This window comes from Desulfovibrio sp. ZJ200 (assembly GCF_011039095.1).
GTDB lineage: Bacteria > Desulfobacterota > Desulfovibrionia > Desulfovibrionales > Desulfovibrionaceae > Desulfovibrio.
In genome coordinates this window covers 26,482-42,294 of the sequence record NZ_JAAKEH010000006.1, presented here as the reverse complement: position 1 = coordinate 42,294, position 15,813 = coordinate 26,482, and the positions used below count along the sequence as shown (strand labels likewise).

Below are 15,813 nucleotides of genomic sequence, written 5' to 3'. Positions count from 1 at the left end.
GGCAGGTTGCGCGGGCCAGCCCCGGCACGTGGGGCGGAGGCGCGGCTCACTTGCGGCGGGTCAGATGATACACGCGCGGGATCATGTACATCAGGCTCATCCGCCTGTGGGTGGGCGCGTATTGGGTGGCCACCACCACGGAACCCAGGTTCCAGAGGCGGGCGTCGTCCCCTTCTCCGGCTGAAGGCGGCCCGAAACGCTCTTCGACCATGCGCAGGATGCGCTCGGCCGTGGCTTTGTCCGAAGCCGGATAGTCGATTTTTACAAAGCCCAGGGGCGCAGGCGCGCCCGGCCCGTAGCAGGCGGCCATCTGGCTTGCGCCGGGTATCAGGCGGCGCGCGTCGTACAGATCGCAAATGAAAGCGTCATCCTCCCGGCTTGCGGGCAGACCGGCTGTTTTCAGCGTGGCGCGCAGGGTCGCGCGGTCAACATTGTCGAGCTCCCGGCCGAAAAGCACGGCCCGCGGTCGGGCCGGGCCTTCCCTGGCCATCTCCTCCAGTTCCTTCATGGCCTGGGCCTGACCGTTCATGGCCGCGGCATAGAGCAGCAGTGTGGCGCGCCCGGCGTTTCGGGCCACGCCCCGGCCCGTGCGGTACAGATGCCCGAGCCGGGCCAGAGCTTCGGTCTGCTGCTGGGCCGCGGCCCGGCTGTACCAGGCCGCGGCCGCCTGATCGCTCTGCGCGACGCCCCGGCCCTGCTCATAGAGCAGGCCCAGATTGTACTGGGCCTCGGGCTGGCCTTTGCGGGCCGCCAGATCAAACCAGCGGGCCGCTTCCTGCGGAGCCGCAGCAATGCCCCGGCCTTGCTCCAGCATGCGGCCGTAATTGCTCATGCCCGAGGGATGCCCGGCCTTGGCCGAAAGCGCGAACCAGTGCAGGGCGCGGCCGGCATCCGGCTCAACGCCCTGGGCCTGATCGTAGAGCACGCCGAGATTGTTCATGGCCTGGCCGTCCCCGGCTTCGGCCAACTTTTGCCAGATGTCCCGCGCTTTGAGAAAATCGCCCCGGGCATACGCCCGGATTGCTTCCCCGGCCGGGCCCTGGGGCAGCGGCGCGGCCGTGGCTTCTGCCGCCGCGTCCGGCTCCGCGCCGGTCCGGGCGGCTCCCTGCGCGGAGAAATCAGACTGCGGCCCTGTGGAACCCCCGGCGGGAAGCGCGTTTTTCCCTGCCGCGCCGTGACGTGTCGCGCGCCTGCTGTCTGGAGCAGCGGGCGTGCGGCGGTCTGACGGAGGCTGCGCCGTGGCCGCCGGAGCGGCATTTGACCCTGCCTGATCAGTGGCGGCGTTTTTTTGCGCAGGCGTTGCGGCTCCGGGGGCGGGCGCGCCCGGCGCAAGGGCCTTCTGCCCGGCCTGGGCGGCCCGGGCTGTGAGCCCCGAAGGCGCGCCGCACAGCAGCAGGGCGACCGTCAGGAGCAGAAACAAGGACGGCCCGGATACGCGGCGCGGCAAAACGGAAAAGGCAATGCACATGACGGCGCTCTGTACTCCTTATATCAGGGTTGTCGCTTGGGGCAGTTGAACTGCATGAAATCCGTTTCCGGCAAGGCCGTGACGCGCGGGTCGCGCACCGCGGCATGGCCTTTCCAGTCCCGGATCGCGGCGTTCAGCCGTTCCATGTTCACATAGGAAAGCAGGGCCGGCCAGCGGTCGGCCATGTCGCGCAGAATCCGGGCATAGGTCACTTCGCCGCCGTGAAAGCCGTCGATGAACTCGCAGTCGCCGGAAGCGAAGGCGCGCGGGTCCGTAAAGTCCAGCACGTCGATGCCGCGCGCCAGAAGGGCCTGGCGCAGGCTGAAAAGGTGGGGATAGTCTTCCGGGTGCTCCCGCATGGCCGCGAGCACGCGTTCGGAAAGAGGCGCGATGAAGACAAAGGTCTGAATGCCGCGGGCCCTGAGGCGGCACCAGATCTCGGCAAAGGCGTCCAGATGTTCCGCGTCGGGGCCCTGCTGATCCGGCCTGGCCCGGTAAAAGGGGTTTACGCCGTGGCGGACACGTTTGAGCGTGTCCTGAAATTGATAGTCCGGGGGACGCTGCTGGCCGCTGATTTGCGCGCTGTGATACCAGGAGCCGTCCGGGCCGAAGCCGTCGTCGGTCTGCTGGGCCATGATTCCGTAGCGCCCGGCGCGAAAGCCGCCGGCGGACTCCGGCAAAAAGGGCGCGGCCAGCCCGGCGGGGGAAATCTTGCCCTCCAGCAGCCAGATCCAGGGTTTTTGCAAGGCTGCCCAGCTATATGTGTACGAGCCGGTGGTGGGCGGCACTTCCTTAAAGGGTCTGCCCTCCCACTGGGGCATAAACCACCAGAAATCCAGGCCCAGGATGACCGCCTCGGGCTTGTGGATGCGCAGCATGGCGTCAATGGTGGAGCGCAGCACCGCCAGATTGCCCGCCACCCCGCCCATGTTCAGGAAGGATTTGCGAAAGCAGGCCGCCCGGAATTGCATGACCCGCGAGGAGCCTATGGCAGTGATGTCGGGTTTCACGGCCGCGTAGAGGCGCAGCTTGTAGTCCACGAAATCCTGGGAAACGCCCGAGCCGAACAGGGCGAAATCCCCTTTGGCCTGGGCCTTTACAACGCGCTCCACGGCCACGTCGCCGCTTTGATACAGCCACCACCAGGTATAGGGCAGTACTGCCAGCAGCCCCAGCAGCCCCAGTTGCAGCAGGGTTTTGAAGTAGCGTTTGAGATAGGCGGAGCTGGTCAGGATTCGGGACATGGCGGCTTCCAATGGCGTTAGGGGCAGTCTCTGCGGTTAGAACTGAAAATATAAAAAGCTTGATTGCCGTGAAAGCAGAATCAGCGAAAGAAAGGCGAGCGCAGCCAGGCCCGTGGCCCAAAGGCCGGTGGCGCGCCAGGCAAGCCAGGGCAGAGAGCCATCCGGCCGCCCGCGCAGGATTTCGCGGCTGTTGGGAAAAGCCCAGACCAGCACGGCGCAGATCGCCAGCAGGGCAAAGGGCTGCCAGCCAGGAAAATACTTGTTGGGCAGCAGCGCGGCCAGAAAGGCCGCCATGCCGCTCAGGCCCTGCGTGGACGCCTCCGCCGCGTTGAAGGGGCCCGTGAACATGGCCGCATACACGCGCAGCGCGCCGTCCGGGCTCAAGGCGCGGAAGACCACCCAGCAAAAATTGATGCACAGAAAGGTGAAGGCAATGGACAGCAGGCGCAGCGGCGCGGCGGCCAGAATGCTTTCCGCGGGCGATCCCTTGATGCGCGCACGGAAAAAGTGGTTTACGCACAGCATCAGGCCGTGCAATGCGCCCCAGATCAGAAAGGTCCAGCCCGCGCCATGCCAGGCCCCGCCGATCAGCATGGTCAGAAAAAGGTTGCGGTACTGCATGAGCCGCCCGGCCCGGTTGCCGCCCAGGGGAATATACAGAAAGTCGCGCAGCCAGGCGCTGAGCGTGATGTGCCAGCGCCGCCAGAAGTCCACGATGCCTGTGGATTTATACGGCGAATTGAAGTTTTCCGGCAGGCGCAGGCCTAGCATGAGCCCCAGCCCCAGGGCCATGTCCGTATAGCCTGAAAAATCGAAATAGAGTTGAAAGGTATAGCAGAATGAACCGAGCCAGGCTTCGGCGCCGCTCAGGGGAAAGGCGTTTTCAGCGGCATTGAAAACCGCGTCGGCATAGGGCGCAATGCCGTCGGCCAGCAGCACCTTTTTGGCAAGGCCCAGGCTGAACAGGCTGAAACCGCGCGCAAGATTTTCGGCCGTAAGGCCGGCAAGCGCGTCAAACTGCGGGCCCACCTGCTCATAGCGGACAATGGGCCCGGAAAGGACATAGGGGAAGCAGGCGGAAAAGAGCGCGTGGCGCGAAAGCCCGGCCGGAACGAAACGGCGGCGGTACACATCCACCAGCCAGGCGATCTGGATAAAGGTGTAGAAAGAAATGCCCGGCGGCAGTTCCGGGGGCATGAATTTCCAGTGCGCGCCAAAGAGCAGGGCCGAGGAATATTTGAACCAGATCAAGGGCAGCAGATTAAGACCTAATGCCAGAACCAGCAAGCCTTTGCGGCTGATGCGCCTGCGAGACCCTGGCCTGCCGGGGATTTGGCCGCCGGCTTGCGGGGGGACTGCAAAAGCGTCGTCGGGCGCGGCCAGCGCCAGACCGAAAGCGTAATTCATGGCGATCAGCGCGGCCAGCAAAAGCAGAAAACCCGCGCTCCACGAACCGTAAAAGACAGTTGAGAAAATCAGCAGAATCAGCGCCGGCCGCCAGGAGCCCCCAGCCAGCCGCCAGGCCAGCAGAAGCAAAGGCAAAAAGCAGAACAGGAAAGGATAGGAATTGAACAGCATGCGCGACTCCCGACCCGCAGCGTTCCAGGCGTGTTGACGTTACGTTTTTTTGCCCGCGGGCCGCGTCGAAGTTTGTCTTTTCTTCCGGCGGAGCACTATGGCGCTGCTGTCGTCAGCCGTTGGCGGCTGTGCGCCAACGGCTGACGCGCGCGGCGGGCATGGCTTCGCCCTGCCAGAGCGTTTAGCTCATTTCAGCAGCAAAACGCTCTAAAAGCCCTCTTCCAACGGCGGCCAGACCAGCCAGTCGCCGTCCGGCGCGAGCCGTTGGCGTTTGCCTGGCGCAAGGCGCACCTCCCGGCCGCGCACACTGATCCGCCCTTCTGCCAGCCATTGCAGGGCCTGCGGATAAATGCGGTGCTCCAGGGCGTGGATGCGCCGCATCAGGCTGTCCGGATCTTCGCCCGCGTTGACCGGCACGGCGGCCTGGATGATCACCGGGCCGCTGTCCACCTTTTCCTCCACGAAATGCACGGTGCAGCCCGAGATTTTCACCCCGTAGGCCAGGGCGTCGGCTCCGCCGCGCACGCCCGGAAAACTGGGCAGCAGGGCCGGGTGAATATTGACCACCTGCCCGGCAAAGGCCTGAAGAAAGGCGGGCGTGAGCAGGCGCATGTACCCGGCCAGCACAATGAGCTGCGCGCCGCTCTCGCGCAGGGCGGCGAGCAGCGCGCGGTCAAAGCTCTCCCGGTCGGCATGGGCCGTGTGATCCAGTTCGAGAAAGGGCAGCCCGGCCTTGCGGGCCCGCCCGATCACGCCCGCGCCCGGCCGGTTGGAAACGATCAGGCGGATGTCCACATCCAGAATGCCGCTTGCGGCCTTGTCGATCATGGCCTGGGCATTGGTGCCGCCGCCAGAGGCAAGCAGTGCTATCTTCAGGGGCATGGGCTCCTCAGTGCGCCGCCGGGCGCGTTGCAAGTCTGTCTTTCAGGGCTTCCACCAGGGCCGGGATGGTATATTCCCCGGGCTGGATGTGGCAGTCCAGCCCGTTTTTGCGCAGGGTTTCGACCGTCACCGGGCCGATGGCCGCCAGTTGCACCTCCGGATGCGCCTTGAGCACAGCCGCCGGAATCAGAGCCAGAAAATTCTCCACCGTGGAGGAAGAGCCGAAGGTCACGCAGGAGAGCGTGCCCGCCTGTATCCGGGCCAGCACCTCATCCTTGCGGGCGGCCGCGGGCACGGTTTCGTAAGCCGCGATCACGTCCACCACGGCCCCGGCCTTGCGCAGCTCCCTGGGCAGCACGTCGCGGGCTTTGGCCGCGCGCGGCAGCAAAAGGCGTTTCCCGGCCAGAGCGCCGGCCTCCCGGGCCAGCAGGCCTTCCAGCACGCCCTCGGCCACATAGCGATCGGGCACGAAATCCGGGCGGATGCCGTGCCGGGCCAGCTCCTCGGCCGTGGCCGGGCCGATGGCTGCCGCCTTGCATCCGGCCAGGGCCCGGCTGTCCAGCCCGGCCTTGTCCAGCCGCCGCCAGAAGTGCCGCACCCCGTTCACTGAGGTGAAAATCACCCAGGCATAGCTTGCCAGGCGGGCCACGGCCGCGTCCAGCTCCGCGTAGTCGGGCAGAGGCCGGATTTCAATGGTCGGGCACTGGATGACCTCGGCTCCCAGCTCGGCCAGGCTGCGGGCCAGGCCGCTGGCCTGCTCCCGCGCGCGGGTCACCACCACGCTTGCGCCGAAAAGCGGCTTTTGCTCGAACCAGTTCAATGTGTCATGCAGTTGCGCCACCTTGCCCACCACAATGACCGCGGGATTGGTGAAATGCGCGTCCGCAGCGGCCTGGGGCAGTTCTGCCAGAGTTGCGACCAGGCTGCGCTGCTGCGGGGTGGTGCCCCGGTAAATCAGAGCCGCCGGGGTGCGCGGGTCCAGGCCCGCGGCCGTCAGGTTGCGGGCGATGTGCGGCAGATTTTTCATGCCCATCACAAAGACCAGGGTGGAGGCGCTGCGGGCCAGGGCCTGCCAGTTGTGGGCCGAACCGGCTTTGTCCGGATTTTCGTGGCCCGTGATGATGGTCACGGAAGAGGCCAAATCACGGTGGGTCAGGGGGATGCCCGCATACGCCGGGGCGGCCACGGTGCTGCTGATGCCCGGCACTTCCTCAAAGGGCACGCCCGCTGCCAGCAGTTCCTCGGCCTCCTCGCCGCCGCGCCCGAAAATATAGGGATCGCCGCCCTTGAGCCGGGCCACCACCTTGCCCTCTTTGGCCTTGCGTACCAGAAGCGCGTTGATCTCAGCCTGCGGCAGGGCATGATTGCCCGCCACTTTGCCCACATAGATCAATTCGGCCTCGGGCCGGGCATGGCGCAAGAGGCTCTCGTTGGCCAGCGCGTCATAGATCACCACGTCGGCACGGGCCAGAACGTCCCTTGCCTTGAGGGTCAGCAGGCCGGGATCGCCGGGGCCGGCTCCCAGGAGAAAAACTTTCATTGCACGCCCCCTCTGGCCAGTTCCAGCAGAGTGCGCGCGCCGAAGCCCGACGCGCCCACAGGGCAGAGCGGCGTTTTTTTGGCGTTCCAGTCCACGCCCGCAATGTCCAGATGGGCCCAGCGCACGCCCTTCTGCAGGAAATGCTGCAAAAAGAGCGCGGCATTAATGGCGCCGCCTTCGCGCGGGCCCATGTGGCAGATGTCCGCCACCTCGCTTTTCAGGCTTTCAGCATAGGGCTTCCAGAGCGGCAGTTGCCAGTAGTTCTCGCCGCAGGCCCCGCCTGCCGCAACGATCCGCTCGGCCAGGGCCGCGTCGTCGCAGAACAATCCGGCCACTTCCGTGCCCAGGGCCACGGCGCAGGCGCCGGTCAGGGTGGCGATATCCACCACGGCCGCGGGCGTCCATTGTTTCTGCGCGTAGGCCAGAGCGTCGCAGAGCGCCAGTCGGCCCTCGGCGTCGGTATTCACGATTTCCACGCTGTCGCCGCTGGCCGCGCGCACCACGTCGCCGGGGCGCATGGCCCGACCGCCGGGCATGTTTTCGGCGCAGGCCAGCAGGCCCACGACCCGGCGCGGCGCGTCCTCGCGGGCCAGGGCCGCAATGGCCGCCAGCACGGCGGCCGCGCCGCTCATGTCGCATTTCATCTGCTGCATGTTGGCCGCGGGCTTGAGGCAGATGCCGCCCGTGTCGAAGGTGAGACCCTTGCCCACGAATATCAGCGGTTTTTCCTGCTCGTGCCCCTGGGGCGCGTGTTCCAGCACCACCAGACAAGGCGGCCGGGCCGAGCCCTGGCCCACGGCCAAAAGCGCGCCCATGCCCTGCTCGGCCAGGGCGTCGCTCTCCAGTATGGTGCAGGTGAAGCCGCATTCTTTGGCCAGTTCCGCCGCACGCCGGGCCAGTGCTTCGGGGGGGAGCAAATTGGCGGGCATATTGGCCAGATCCCGGGCCAGGCAGATGGCCCCGGCCGCGCGTTCGCCCCTGCGGGCAGCCGCATGCGCGCCGTCGGGCACGGATTGGCCGTCAAAGCCCAGGGCCAGCCATTGGGGATCGACCGGTTCATCCGCTTCGGCTTTTTTCAGCATCGTGAAGCGGTACAGCGCCAGCAGGGCCGCGCAGACGCTTTCCTCCACCAGGCGCTCCGGGCCTCCGGGCAGCCGCGCCAGGGCCGGCTCCGGCAAAAGGATCGAAGCAAAGCCCTGCTCGCGGCAGCGCTGCACGGCCGCGGCCACAGCCTTGCGCAGCACGGCGGCATCCGCTTTTTCGCGCGGGCCCAGGCCCACGGCCAGCACGCGCGGCACCGGCAAATCAGGATGGCCGTGGAACAGGGCCAATTCGCCGTTTTTGCCCTGGAAATCGCGCCGGGCCGGCGCCACGGCCAGCCAGGGCGCTGCCTTGTCCAGTTCGGGGCACTGGTGTAAGATGTCCTCGCCCTGGCAGGCCGGAGCCAGCATGACCTGGGCTTTCCAGTGTTCGGGCCCCAGGTTCTGGAAACGTATATCCATGTACTCTCCTCGCCCTGTAAAGCGGCATTGTTGTTATGATCGCCCGAGAATATACGCCGCGCGGGCATTTTTGCCAAGCGCGGCGTAACGTGGGGCAGGGCAATCCTGGGAATGCCTTCAGCAGCGTATCTTTGCGTCAGGCACAATCCTTGCAGCTCTCCCGGTTCGGAGGCCATGTTTTTGGCAACGGAAACTACCCATGCTCGTCTATATTCATGTTCCCTTCTGTCGCACGCGCTGCCGCTACTGCGCCTTTCATTCCATTCCGCTGGGGCGCGGCGTGGAAGCCGCGGGCTCGCCCGTGGTGCGCGATTATGTGGACACCCTGCTGCTGGAGCTGGCGCACTGGGGCGACCGGTTCGGCGGCAGCGAGGTGCAGAGCGTTTTTTTTGGCGGAGGCACGCCCAGCCTGCTGCCGCCGCGCATTGTGGGCATTGTGCTGGAGCGGCTGGCCAGGTATTTCCGGCTTGCGCCCAAGGCGGAAGTCACCCTGGAAGCCAATCCCGAATCCCTGCGCGGCCGGGACAGCGTGCCCCGCTATCTGAGCGCGGGCGTCAATCGCCTGTCCATCGGCATTCAGAGTCTGGACGAGACCATGCTGCGCACCCTCGGGCGGCCGCACAAGGCCCAGGACAGCCTGCATGCGGCTTTTGCCGCGCGGGAGGCGGGCTGCGCCAATATCAGCGTGGATCTGATGTGGGGCCTGCCCGGCCAGAGCGTGCGCCAATGGCTGCAAACGCTGAAGGACGTGGCCCGCATGGAGCCCAATCATATTTCCGCCTACGGCCTGACGCTGGAGCCGGGCACGCCTTTGGAGCTGGATTGTGAGGAAGGGCGGCTCACGCTGCCGCCGGAGCGGGATCAGAACATCATGTTCATGGAAGGCGCGGCCTTTCTGGAAGAGCGCGGCTATCTGCACTACGAGATTTCCAATTTCGCGCGCATGGGCTTTCAGTGCCGGCACAATATGGGCTATTGGGAGGGCACGGATTATCTGGGCCTGGGGCCGTCGGCCACCTCCACCATGCTGGGGCGGCGCTGGACCAACCCCGCGAGCCAGCAAGCCTGGCAGGCCAGAACCCGCCAGGGCTCCCTGGACCAGGAGGCGGAAAAACTGACGCCCAGGCTGCGCGTGCTGGAATTGATCATGCTGCGCCTGCGCACGGCGCGCGGCCTGCGCCTCAAAGCCTATCGCGAGCTGACGGGCCGCGACTTTCTGCGCGATCACCAGCGCCTGATCCAGGCCCTGCACGAAAACGGGCTGATCCGCATCCGGCACGGCTATCTGCGCCTGACCCGCAGCGGCATGCTCGTCTCCAATGCAATCCTCGCCAACCTTTTTGAACGCACCGAGAACGCGCTCAAGCAGCCTTTGCCGCCCGGCACAAGTCCGTTGCCCGCTTCTTTGACGGCAGAGGACGGCCCCGAGGTTCAGGCCGTGGTCTGGCCGTCAGCCTAGAGCATTTTCACTTTGAAAATGCTCTGCTGACGCGAAAGCGGCAGCCGCCGCAACGCGGCGTACATTCAGGCGAAAACCGCGTTTTTCGCCTGAATGCCACCTTTGACTTTCATAAAAAGTCAAAGGTAATCTGCTCTAGATGACGCATTCCACGTTATTGGAATATATATGTTGAGGAAGAGCATGCATACGCTTGAATTTGCCACCCGCAGCCGCTGCGAACTGTGCGACATCACGCCGCAACTGCGCGCCTTTGCGGCCCGCATGGCCGAGGAGCGCGCCTGGCTGCACGGCGCGCTGGCCCTGTTCTGCCCGCACACCACCTGCGGCCTGACCGTCAACGAGGGCGCGGACCCGGACGTCAGGCGCGACATGCTGGCGTTTTTCAGCCGCCTTGTGCCGGAAGACGGCGATTATCGCCACGCCGAAGGCAACAGTGACGCCCACATCAAAGCTTCGCTGCACGGCTCGTCCCTGCTGCTTCTGGTGGAGGACGGCCGGCTCTGTCTGGGAACCTGGCAGGCGGTCTATCTGTGCGAGGGCGACGGGCCGCGCCGCCGTTCCCTCTGGCTGCAATGGCTGCCCGGCGCGGAAGAGAGCTGAGAGTATGAGCGCCCCCCATGAACTGACCCTGATCCTGACCCTGGCCGGAGGCCTTTCCGCGGCCCTGGTGCTGGGTTTCATCACCCAGAAACTGCGTCTTTCGCCCCTGGTGGGCTATTTGCTGGCCGGGATGATCGTGGGGCCGCACTCGCCGGGTTTTGTGGCCGACGCGGCCACGGCCCGGCAATGCGCGGAGATCGGGGTTATTCTCCTGATGTTTGGCGTCGGCCTGCATTTTCACCTCAAGGATTTGCTGGCAGTGCGCGCTATCGCCCTGAGCGGGGCCCTGGCCCAGATCGCGCTGACCACCCTGGCGAGCATGGGCATCCTGTCCCTGTTCGGCTTTTCGCCCCTGGCCGGAGCAGTGTTCGGCATGTCCATTTCCGTGGCCAGCACTGTGGTGCTGACCCGCGTGCTTTCGGACAACCACGCCCTGCATACCCGCACCGGGCATGTGGCTCTGGGCTGGCTGGTGGTGGAGGATCTTTTCACCATCCTCCTGCTGGTGCTCCTGCCCGCCGTGCTCTCGCCCGGCGGCAATTTCTGGACGGCCCTGGGCCTGACCCTGCTGAAGCTGGCCGCGCTGTCGGCATTCACCCTGGTGGTGGGCCAGAAGCTGATCCCGATTTTTCTGGGCTATGTGGCGCGCTCCGGCGCGCGCGATCTCTTTACCCTGGCCGTCATCGCCCTGGCCCTGGGCATTGCCGTGGCTGCGGCGCTCTTTTTCGATGCGTCCATGGCGCTGGGCGCGTTTCTGGCGGGCATGGTGGTGGGGCAGTCCGACTTCAGCGCCCGCGCCGCGGCCGAGGCCCTGCCCTTGCGCGACGCGTTCGCCGTGCTTTTTTTCGTTTCCGTGGGCATGCTTTTCGATCCGGTGACGCTGCTCAGCGACTGGCCCCTGATGCTGGTCACCCTGGGGATCATTATCCTGATCAAACCCCTGGCCGCGCTGATCATGACCACGGCATTCAAACAACCGTTGCGCCTGAGCCTCTCCGTGGCCGTGGCCCTGGGGCAGATCGGCGAGTTTTCTTTTATTCTGGCCGCGCTCGGGATCAGCGAGGGCCTGTTCGGCGCTGCCGTGAACAATGCGATCATTCCGGCGGCCATTATTTCCATTACGCTCAACCCGCTGTTGTACCGCCGCATCAAGGGCATGGCCCGCTGGCTGGAAAAACACGGCCCGGCTTTTCTGTCGCAGTCGCCCCTGCCGCCGCAATCCCTCCCGGCCGAGGATGCGGCAACGCCCCGCGTGGTGGTCGTGGGCTACGGCCCGGTGGGCCGCAATCTCTGCCGCATCCTGATCCATAACGGGATCACGCCGGTGGTGGTGGAGAACAACATCGACACGGCGCGCATGCTGCGAGAAGAGGGCCGGCCCGCTGTGCACGGCGACGCCGGGCAGGCCGAAGTGCTGCGCGAGGCCGGGCTGGAGCATGCCGAAGCGCTGTTGCTGACCACGCCGAGCATTCCGGCCCGCGAGGTGACGCCCATTGCCCGCTCGCTCAATTCCGGCATCCGTATTCTGGTGCACACGGCTTTTGTGAATGAGGCCCGCGCCCTGCGGAAAATGGGCGTCACCGAGGTATTCAGCGGCGAGCGCGAGGTGGCCCTGACCATGTCCGAATTTTTGCTGCGCGATCTCGGAGCCCCGGACGCCTATGTGCAGACGGAGCTGGCCCGCCTGCGGGAAAAGCTGGATTAGAGCATTTTCACTTTGAAAATGCTCTGCTGACGCGAAAGCGGCAGCCGCCGCAACGCGGCGTACATTCAGGCGAAAACCGCGTTTTTCGCCTGAATGCCACCTTTGACTTTCATAAAAAGTCAAAGGTAATCTGCTCTAGAGCGTTGAGCTGATTTCATGAGCAAAACGCTCTGACGTGCCGGCTGGACGTTTTCATGATTATTCACCTGGATATGGACGCTTTTTTCGCTGCCGTGGAGCAGATGGACAACCCGGAATTGCGGGGCAGGCCCGTGATCATCGGCGGCGGCCTGCGCGGGGTTGTTTCCACGGCTTCCTACGAGGCCAGGGTATACGGCGTGCATTCGGCCATGCCCGTTGTCACGGCCCGGCGGCTCTGTCCGCAGGGCATTTTCATCCGCGGCCGACGTCGCCGCTATGCGGAGATCTCAGGCCTGATCATGGCGGCTCTGGGCGAGTTCTCGCCCCTGGTGGAACCGGCCAGCATTGACGAGGCCTATCTGGACGCCGCGGGCCTGGAGCGTCTGTTCGGCCCGCCGGAAGAGCTCATTGCCCGGATCAAGGCGCGGGTGGCCGAGGTCACGGGCGGCCTGACCTGCTCGGTGGGAGCCGCGCCCGTGAAGTTTCTGGCCAAGATCTGCTCGGATGTGAACAAACCCGACGGCGTGTTCATTCTGCGGCCAGAGGCAATGGATGCTTTTCTGCGCTCTCTGGAGGTGGGCCGCCTGCCGGGCGTGGGGCGCCGCATGGCGGTCGGTCTGCGGGATCTGGGCATTGTGACCGTGGAGCAGTTGCGCCGCTACAGCCTGGAATTTCTGGCAGGCCGCTACGGCAAATGGGGCCGGGTGCTCTTTGAGCGGGCCCGCGGCATTGATCCGCGCCCGGTGGAGCCCTCGCATCCCATGAAGAGCGAGAGCGCGGAATGCACCTTTGAGCAGGATACCCGCGACAGGGAGTTTCTGGCCCGCATGCTCATGGCCCATGCCGAGCGGATCGGCGCTTCCCTGCGCAGGCACGGGCTCAGCGGCCGCACCGTCACGCTCAAGGTCAAGTTTGCGGATTTCCGCCAGATCACCCGCTCGCTCACCGTGGCCGAGGCTACCAACAGCACGCAAACCATTTTTGAAACAGGCCGCGAACTTCTGGAGGCGCTTGCGCTGCCTCAGCCCGTGCGCCTGATCGGTCTGGGCGTTTCCGGCTTTGACGAGACCCCGGCCCAGCTTTTTTTGCCGGGCGTGGCTTTGCCGCAGGCCGCGGGCAAGGCTGCGGCAAGGCGTGATCCCGCTGAAGAGGCGCGCCGTCAAAAGCTGGATCAAGCCCTGGACCGGTTGCGGGGCCGTTTCGGGAAAAGCGCTGTACAGCGCGGCAGGCTGTTTACGCCTGACTCCAAAGAGAAAAAATGACGCAGGGGAAAAGGCGACTTCAGGCGTCCGGCATGGGCATTTGCAGGTAAAGCGCGCTCTATGGGCGCGCCTTCGGCCGGCTTTGGAGCGGCGGGGAAGGCGTCACGGCTGCGCGGGATGCGAAAGCCGGAACAGGGCCATGTACTCCTGATTGCCCTTGGGGCCCTTGATGGCGGCGGGCAGGACCCCCTCGCAGGTCAGGCCGAGGCTGGCGGCGCAAAAGGCCAGAATTTTGTCCACGGCGCGCTGGCGGGCGACCGCGTCGCGCACCACGCCTTTGACCGTTTCGCCCGGGCCCAGCTCGAACTGCGGCTTGATCAGCACGGCCGCCAGACCGCCGGGCTTGAGCCAGATCATGCAGGGCGGCAGCGCCAGCGTCAGGGAAATGAAGGAAACATCGGCCACCACCAGATCCACGGGTTCCGGGATCAGCGTCGGCAGGGCGCGGCGCAGATTGATGCCTTCCAGATTGATCACTCTCGGATCAGCGCGCAGTTTTTCGTGCAACTGATTGCGTCCAACATCCACGGCATAGACGCGGGCCGCGCCGTTCTGGAGCAGACAATCCGTGAAGCCGCCTGTGGAAGCCCCGGCATCCAGGCAGACAAAGCCGCGCACATCCAGGCGGAACCGGTCCAGAATCGTCAGCAGCTTGTACGCGCCCCGGCTGACATAGCGCTCGCCCTCCAGAAGCGCGAAGCGCGTGCCGTCCGGATAGGGATGCCCGGGTTTGGGCACCAGCGCGAGGGGCGCGCCCGACGGCACAAGCGGCGCGCCGTGGGGCCCGGCTGCGGCAAGCGCGATCTTGCCGGCCATAATCAGACGGCGGGCCTGCTCCCGGCTTTCAGCCAGGCCCTGCTCGAAAACCAGTTGGTCGGCGCGCTGACGGGAAGTTTTGGGCATGAGGCAGATATAGCCGCTCGGCGCGGCGCTGGCAATGACGGTTGTGCCGAAGCGGCATATTTTTTTCCGGTCGCCCCTCTCAGGTGGGATTGCGCTGCATTCCCTGCTCCCACACTGCCCCGCACTTGCCAACCGCTATAAAAAGCGTTAGATAGTCTCTCCCTGTCCGGATATTCCTGTCGGACGGGCAAACATTGCGCGGCGTCCGTAAAGGTCCGCCCCGTTCCGGCGCATTCCGGCAACGCGGGCCGCAGCAAGGGCCAGGTCCGGCCTGCCGCGACGAGGTTCTGCGATGAAAAAAGGCATCCATCCCAAAGTGTACATGGCAACCATCACCTGCGCCTGCGGCCATGAGGAGCAAGTGCTCTCCACCAGGGGCGAACAAGTGCATGTGGAAGTCTGCTCGGTCTGCCATCCGTTCTTTACGGGCAAGCAGCGTTTTCTGGACACGGCCGGACGCATTGATCGCTTCCGCAAAAAGTACGCCAAATTTGAGCAGAAATAGGCGCGGGCCGAAGGACATGCGGCGCTCTTTGCTGCCCGGCATGGCTGCCTTGCGGGCAGCCTGCCCCACTGTGGGGGGGCAGGCTGTCATGGAAGGCGTGATGATGCGCAATGGCGACGCGTATGCTCTGGCCGTGCGCCTCCCTGACGGCGGCATACGCGCCCAACGCCTGCCCTGGTTTTCCCTGACGCGGCATCCCTGGCTGAAAAAACCGTTTCTGCGGGGTTTTCCGGTTTTGCTGGAAACCCTGGTCAACGGCATTCAGGCCCTGAACCGCTCGGTGGAGGCCACGGCGGACGCCCAGGAAGAAAAGCTGGAGGGCTGGCATCTGGCCTTGACCCTGGGGCTGGCTTTGCTCATGGCCGTTGGCCTGTTTGTGGTGGCCCCGCATCTGCTCTCGCTGATTATGCTCTGGCTGCATCTGGGCGGCGATGTGGAGGGTCTCTCCTTCCACCTCTGGGACGGCTTTTTCAAGTGCTGCATTTTCATGGGCTATATCTGGCTGATCTCCCTTGTGCCGGATATTCGCCGCGTGTTTCAGTATCATGGCGCCGAGCACAAGGCGATTCATGCCTTTGAGGCAGGGGGCGAAGTCAGCGCGGCGCAAGCCGCGCGCATGAGCCGTCTGCATCCGCGTTGCGGCACCACCTTTCTGCTCTTTGTGATCTGCATTTCCATTATTCTGCACGCGGTTCTGGTGCCTTTGCTGCTGATGGTGCACACTCCCCAGGGCCTTGTGGCCAAGCACGGCCTGACCATTGCTTTCAAGCTGCTGCTGATGGCGCCCATCAGCGCCCTGGCCTATGAGCTGATCCGCTATGCGGCGTGTCTGCCCGACGGTTTTTGGGCTTATCTGCTGCGCGCGCCGGGTCTGGCGCTGCAACGCCTGACCACCTATGAACCGGATCGGGAGCAACTGGACGTGGCTGTGGTGGCCTTGCGCGAGGCCCTGGGCCCGGAAGCCGGAGAGAATATCCGCACCGCGCCCTATACGGTTGGCTAAAGCGCTCTGTGCTGAAGA

General features: G+C 65.2%; 13 protein-coding genes. 6 read left to right on the top strand and 7 right to left on the bottom strand.

The window, feature by feature from the left end:
• Positions 1-46 precede the first annotated feature (46 nt).
• The 6 genes from G7Y52_RS03120 to G7Y52_RS03095 form a co-directional block, all read right to left on the bottom strand.
• A complete protein-coding gene (locus G7Y52_RS03120) occupies positions 47-1,468 on the bottom strand; it encodes a tetratricopeptide repeat protein (protein ID WP_165065902.1) in 1,422 nt (473 codons plus the stop codon).
• A 23-nt stretch (positions 1,469-1,491) separates the two neighbouring features.
• On the bottom strand, positions 1,492-2,712 hold the full coding sequence (locus G7Y52_RS03115) for a hypothetical protein (RefSeq protein WP_165065899.1): 1,221 nt from the start codon (positions 2,710-2,712) through the stop codon (positions 1,492-1,494).
• 36 nt (positions 2,713-2,748) lie between these two features.
• Entirely contained in the window at positions 2,749-4,290 is a 1,542-nt protein-coding gene (locus tag G7Y52_RS03110) for an MBOAT family protein (RefSeq protein WP_165065896.1), read from the bottom strand.
• A 207-nt stretch (positions 4,291-4,497) separates the two neighbouring features.
• Positions 4,498-5,172 carry a phosphoribosylglycinamide formyltransferase gene (purN, locus tag G7Y52_RS03105; protein ID WP_165065893.1) on the bottom strand — a complete coding sequence of 225 codons (675 nt, stop codon included), beginning with the start codon at positions 5,170-5,172 and terminating at the stop codon, positions 4,498-4,500.
• Between the two features lie 7 nt (positions 5,173-5,179).
• Complete coding sequence (gene cobA, locus G7Y52_RS03100; RefSeq protein ID WP_165065889.1) at positions 5,180-6,712, bottom strand: uroporphyrinogen-III C-methyltransferase; 1,533 nt, start codon at positions 6,710-6,712, stop codon at positions 5,180-5,182.
• A complete protein-coding gene (locus G7Y52_RS03095) occupies positions 6,709-8,214 on the bottom strand; it encodes a leucyl aminopeptidase (protein WP_165065886.1) in 1,506 nt (501 codons plus the stop codon). Before G7Y52_RS03095 ends, cobA begins: the two co-directional genes overlap by 4 nt.
• Before the next feature lie 199 nt (positions 8,215-8,413).
• Here G7Y52_RS03095 and hemW point away from each other — a divergent pair, with 199 nt between their 5' ends.
• From hemW to dinB, 4 genes are all read left to right on the top strand, one after another.
• A complete protein-coding gene (hemW, locus tag G7Y52_RS03090) occupies positions 8,414-9,673 on the top strand; it encodes a radical SAM family heme chaperone HemW (RefSeq protein WP_165065883.1) in 1,260 nt (419 codons plus the stop codon).
• A gap of 183 nt (positions 9,674-9,856) precedes the next feature.
• Positions 9,857-10,276 (top strand): secondary thiamine-phosphate synthase enzyme YjbQ, encoded by a 420-nt coding sequence (locus G7Y52_RS03085; RefSeq protein WP_165065880.1) that lies wholly within the window; start codon positions 9,857-9,859, stop codon positions 10,274-10,276.
• 4 nt (positions 10,277-10,280) lie between these two features.
• Positions 10,281-11,981 carry a cation:proton antiporter gene (locus tag G7Y52_RS03080; protein ID WP_165065877.1) on the top strand — a complete coding sequence of 567 codons (1,701 nt, stop codon included), beginning with the start codon at positions 10,281-10,283 and terminating at the stop codon, positions 11,979-11,981.
• Between the two features lie 194 nt (positions 11,982-12,175).
• Positions 12,176-13,384 carry a DNA polymerase IV gene (dinB, locus tag G7Y52_RS03075; protein WP_165065874.1) on the top strand — a complete coding sequence of 403 codons (1,209 nt, stop codon included), beginning with the start codon at positions 12,176-12,178 and terminating at the stop codon, positions 13,382-13,384.
• Between the two features lie 102 nt (positions 13,385-13,486).
• Here dinB and G7Y52_RS03070 read toward each other — a convergent pair whose 3' ends face one another.
• Positions 13,487-14,287 (bottom strand): TlyA family RNA methyltransferase, encoded by an 801-nt coding sequence (locus tag G7Y52_RS03070; RefSeq protein ID WP_165065871.1) that lies wholly within the window; start codon positions 14,285-14,287, stop codon positions 13,487-13,489.
• Positions 14,288-14,579: 292 nt separating this feature from the next.
• Between G7Y52_RS03070 and rpmE the strand changes: the two genes are divergently transcribed.
• Together rpmE and G7Y52_RS03060 are read left to right on the top strand one after the other, a co-directional pair.
• A complete protein-coding gene (gene rpmE, locus G7Y52_RS03065; protein WP_165065868.1) occupies positions 14,580-14,792 on the top strand; it encodes a 50S ribosomal protein L31 in 213 nt (70 codons plus the stop codon).
• 88 nt (positions 14,793-14,880) lie between these two features.
• Positions 14,881-15,795 carry a DUF1385 domain-containing protein gene (locus G7Y52_RS03060; protein WP_241159576.1) on the top strand — a complete coding sequence of 305 codons (915 nt, stop codon included), beginning with the start codon at positions 14,881-14,883 and terminating at the stop codon, positions 15,793-15,795.
• The last annotated feature ends 18 nt before the right edge of the window (positions 15,796-15,813 follow it).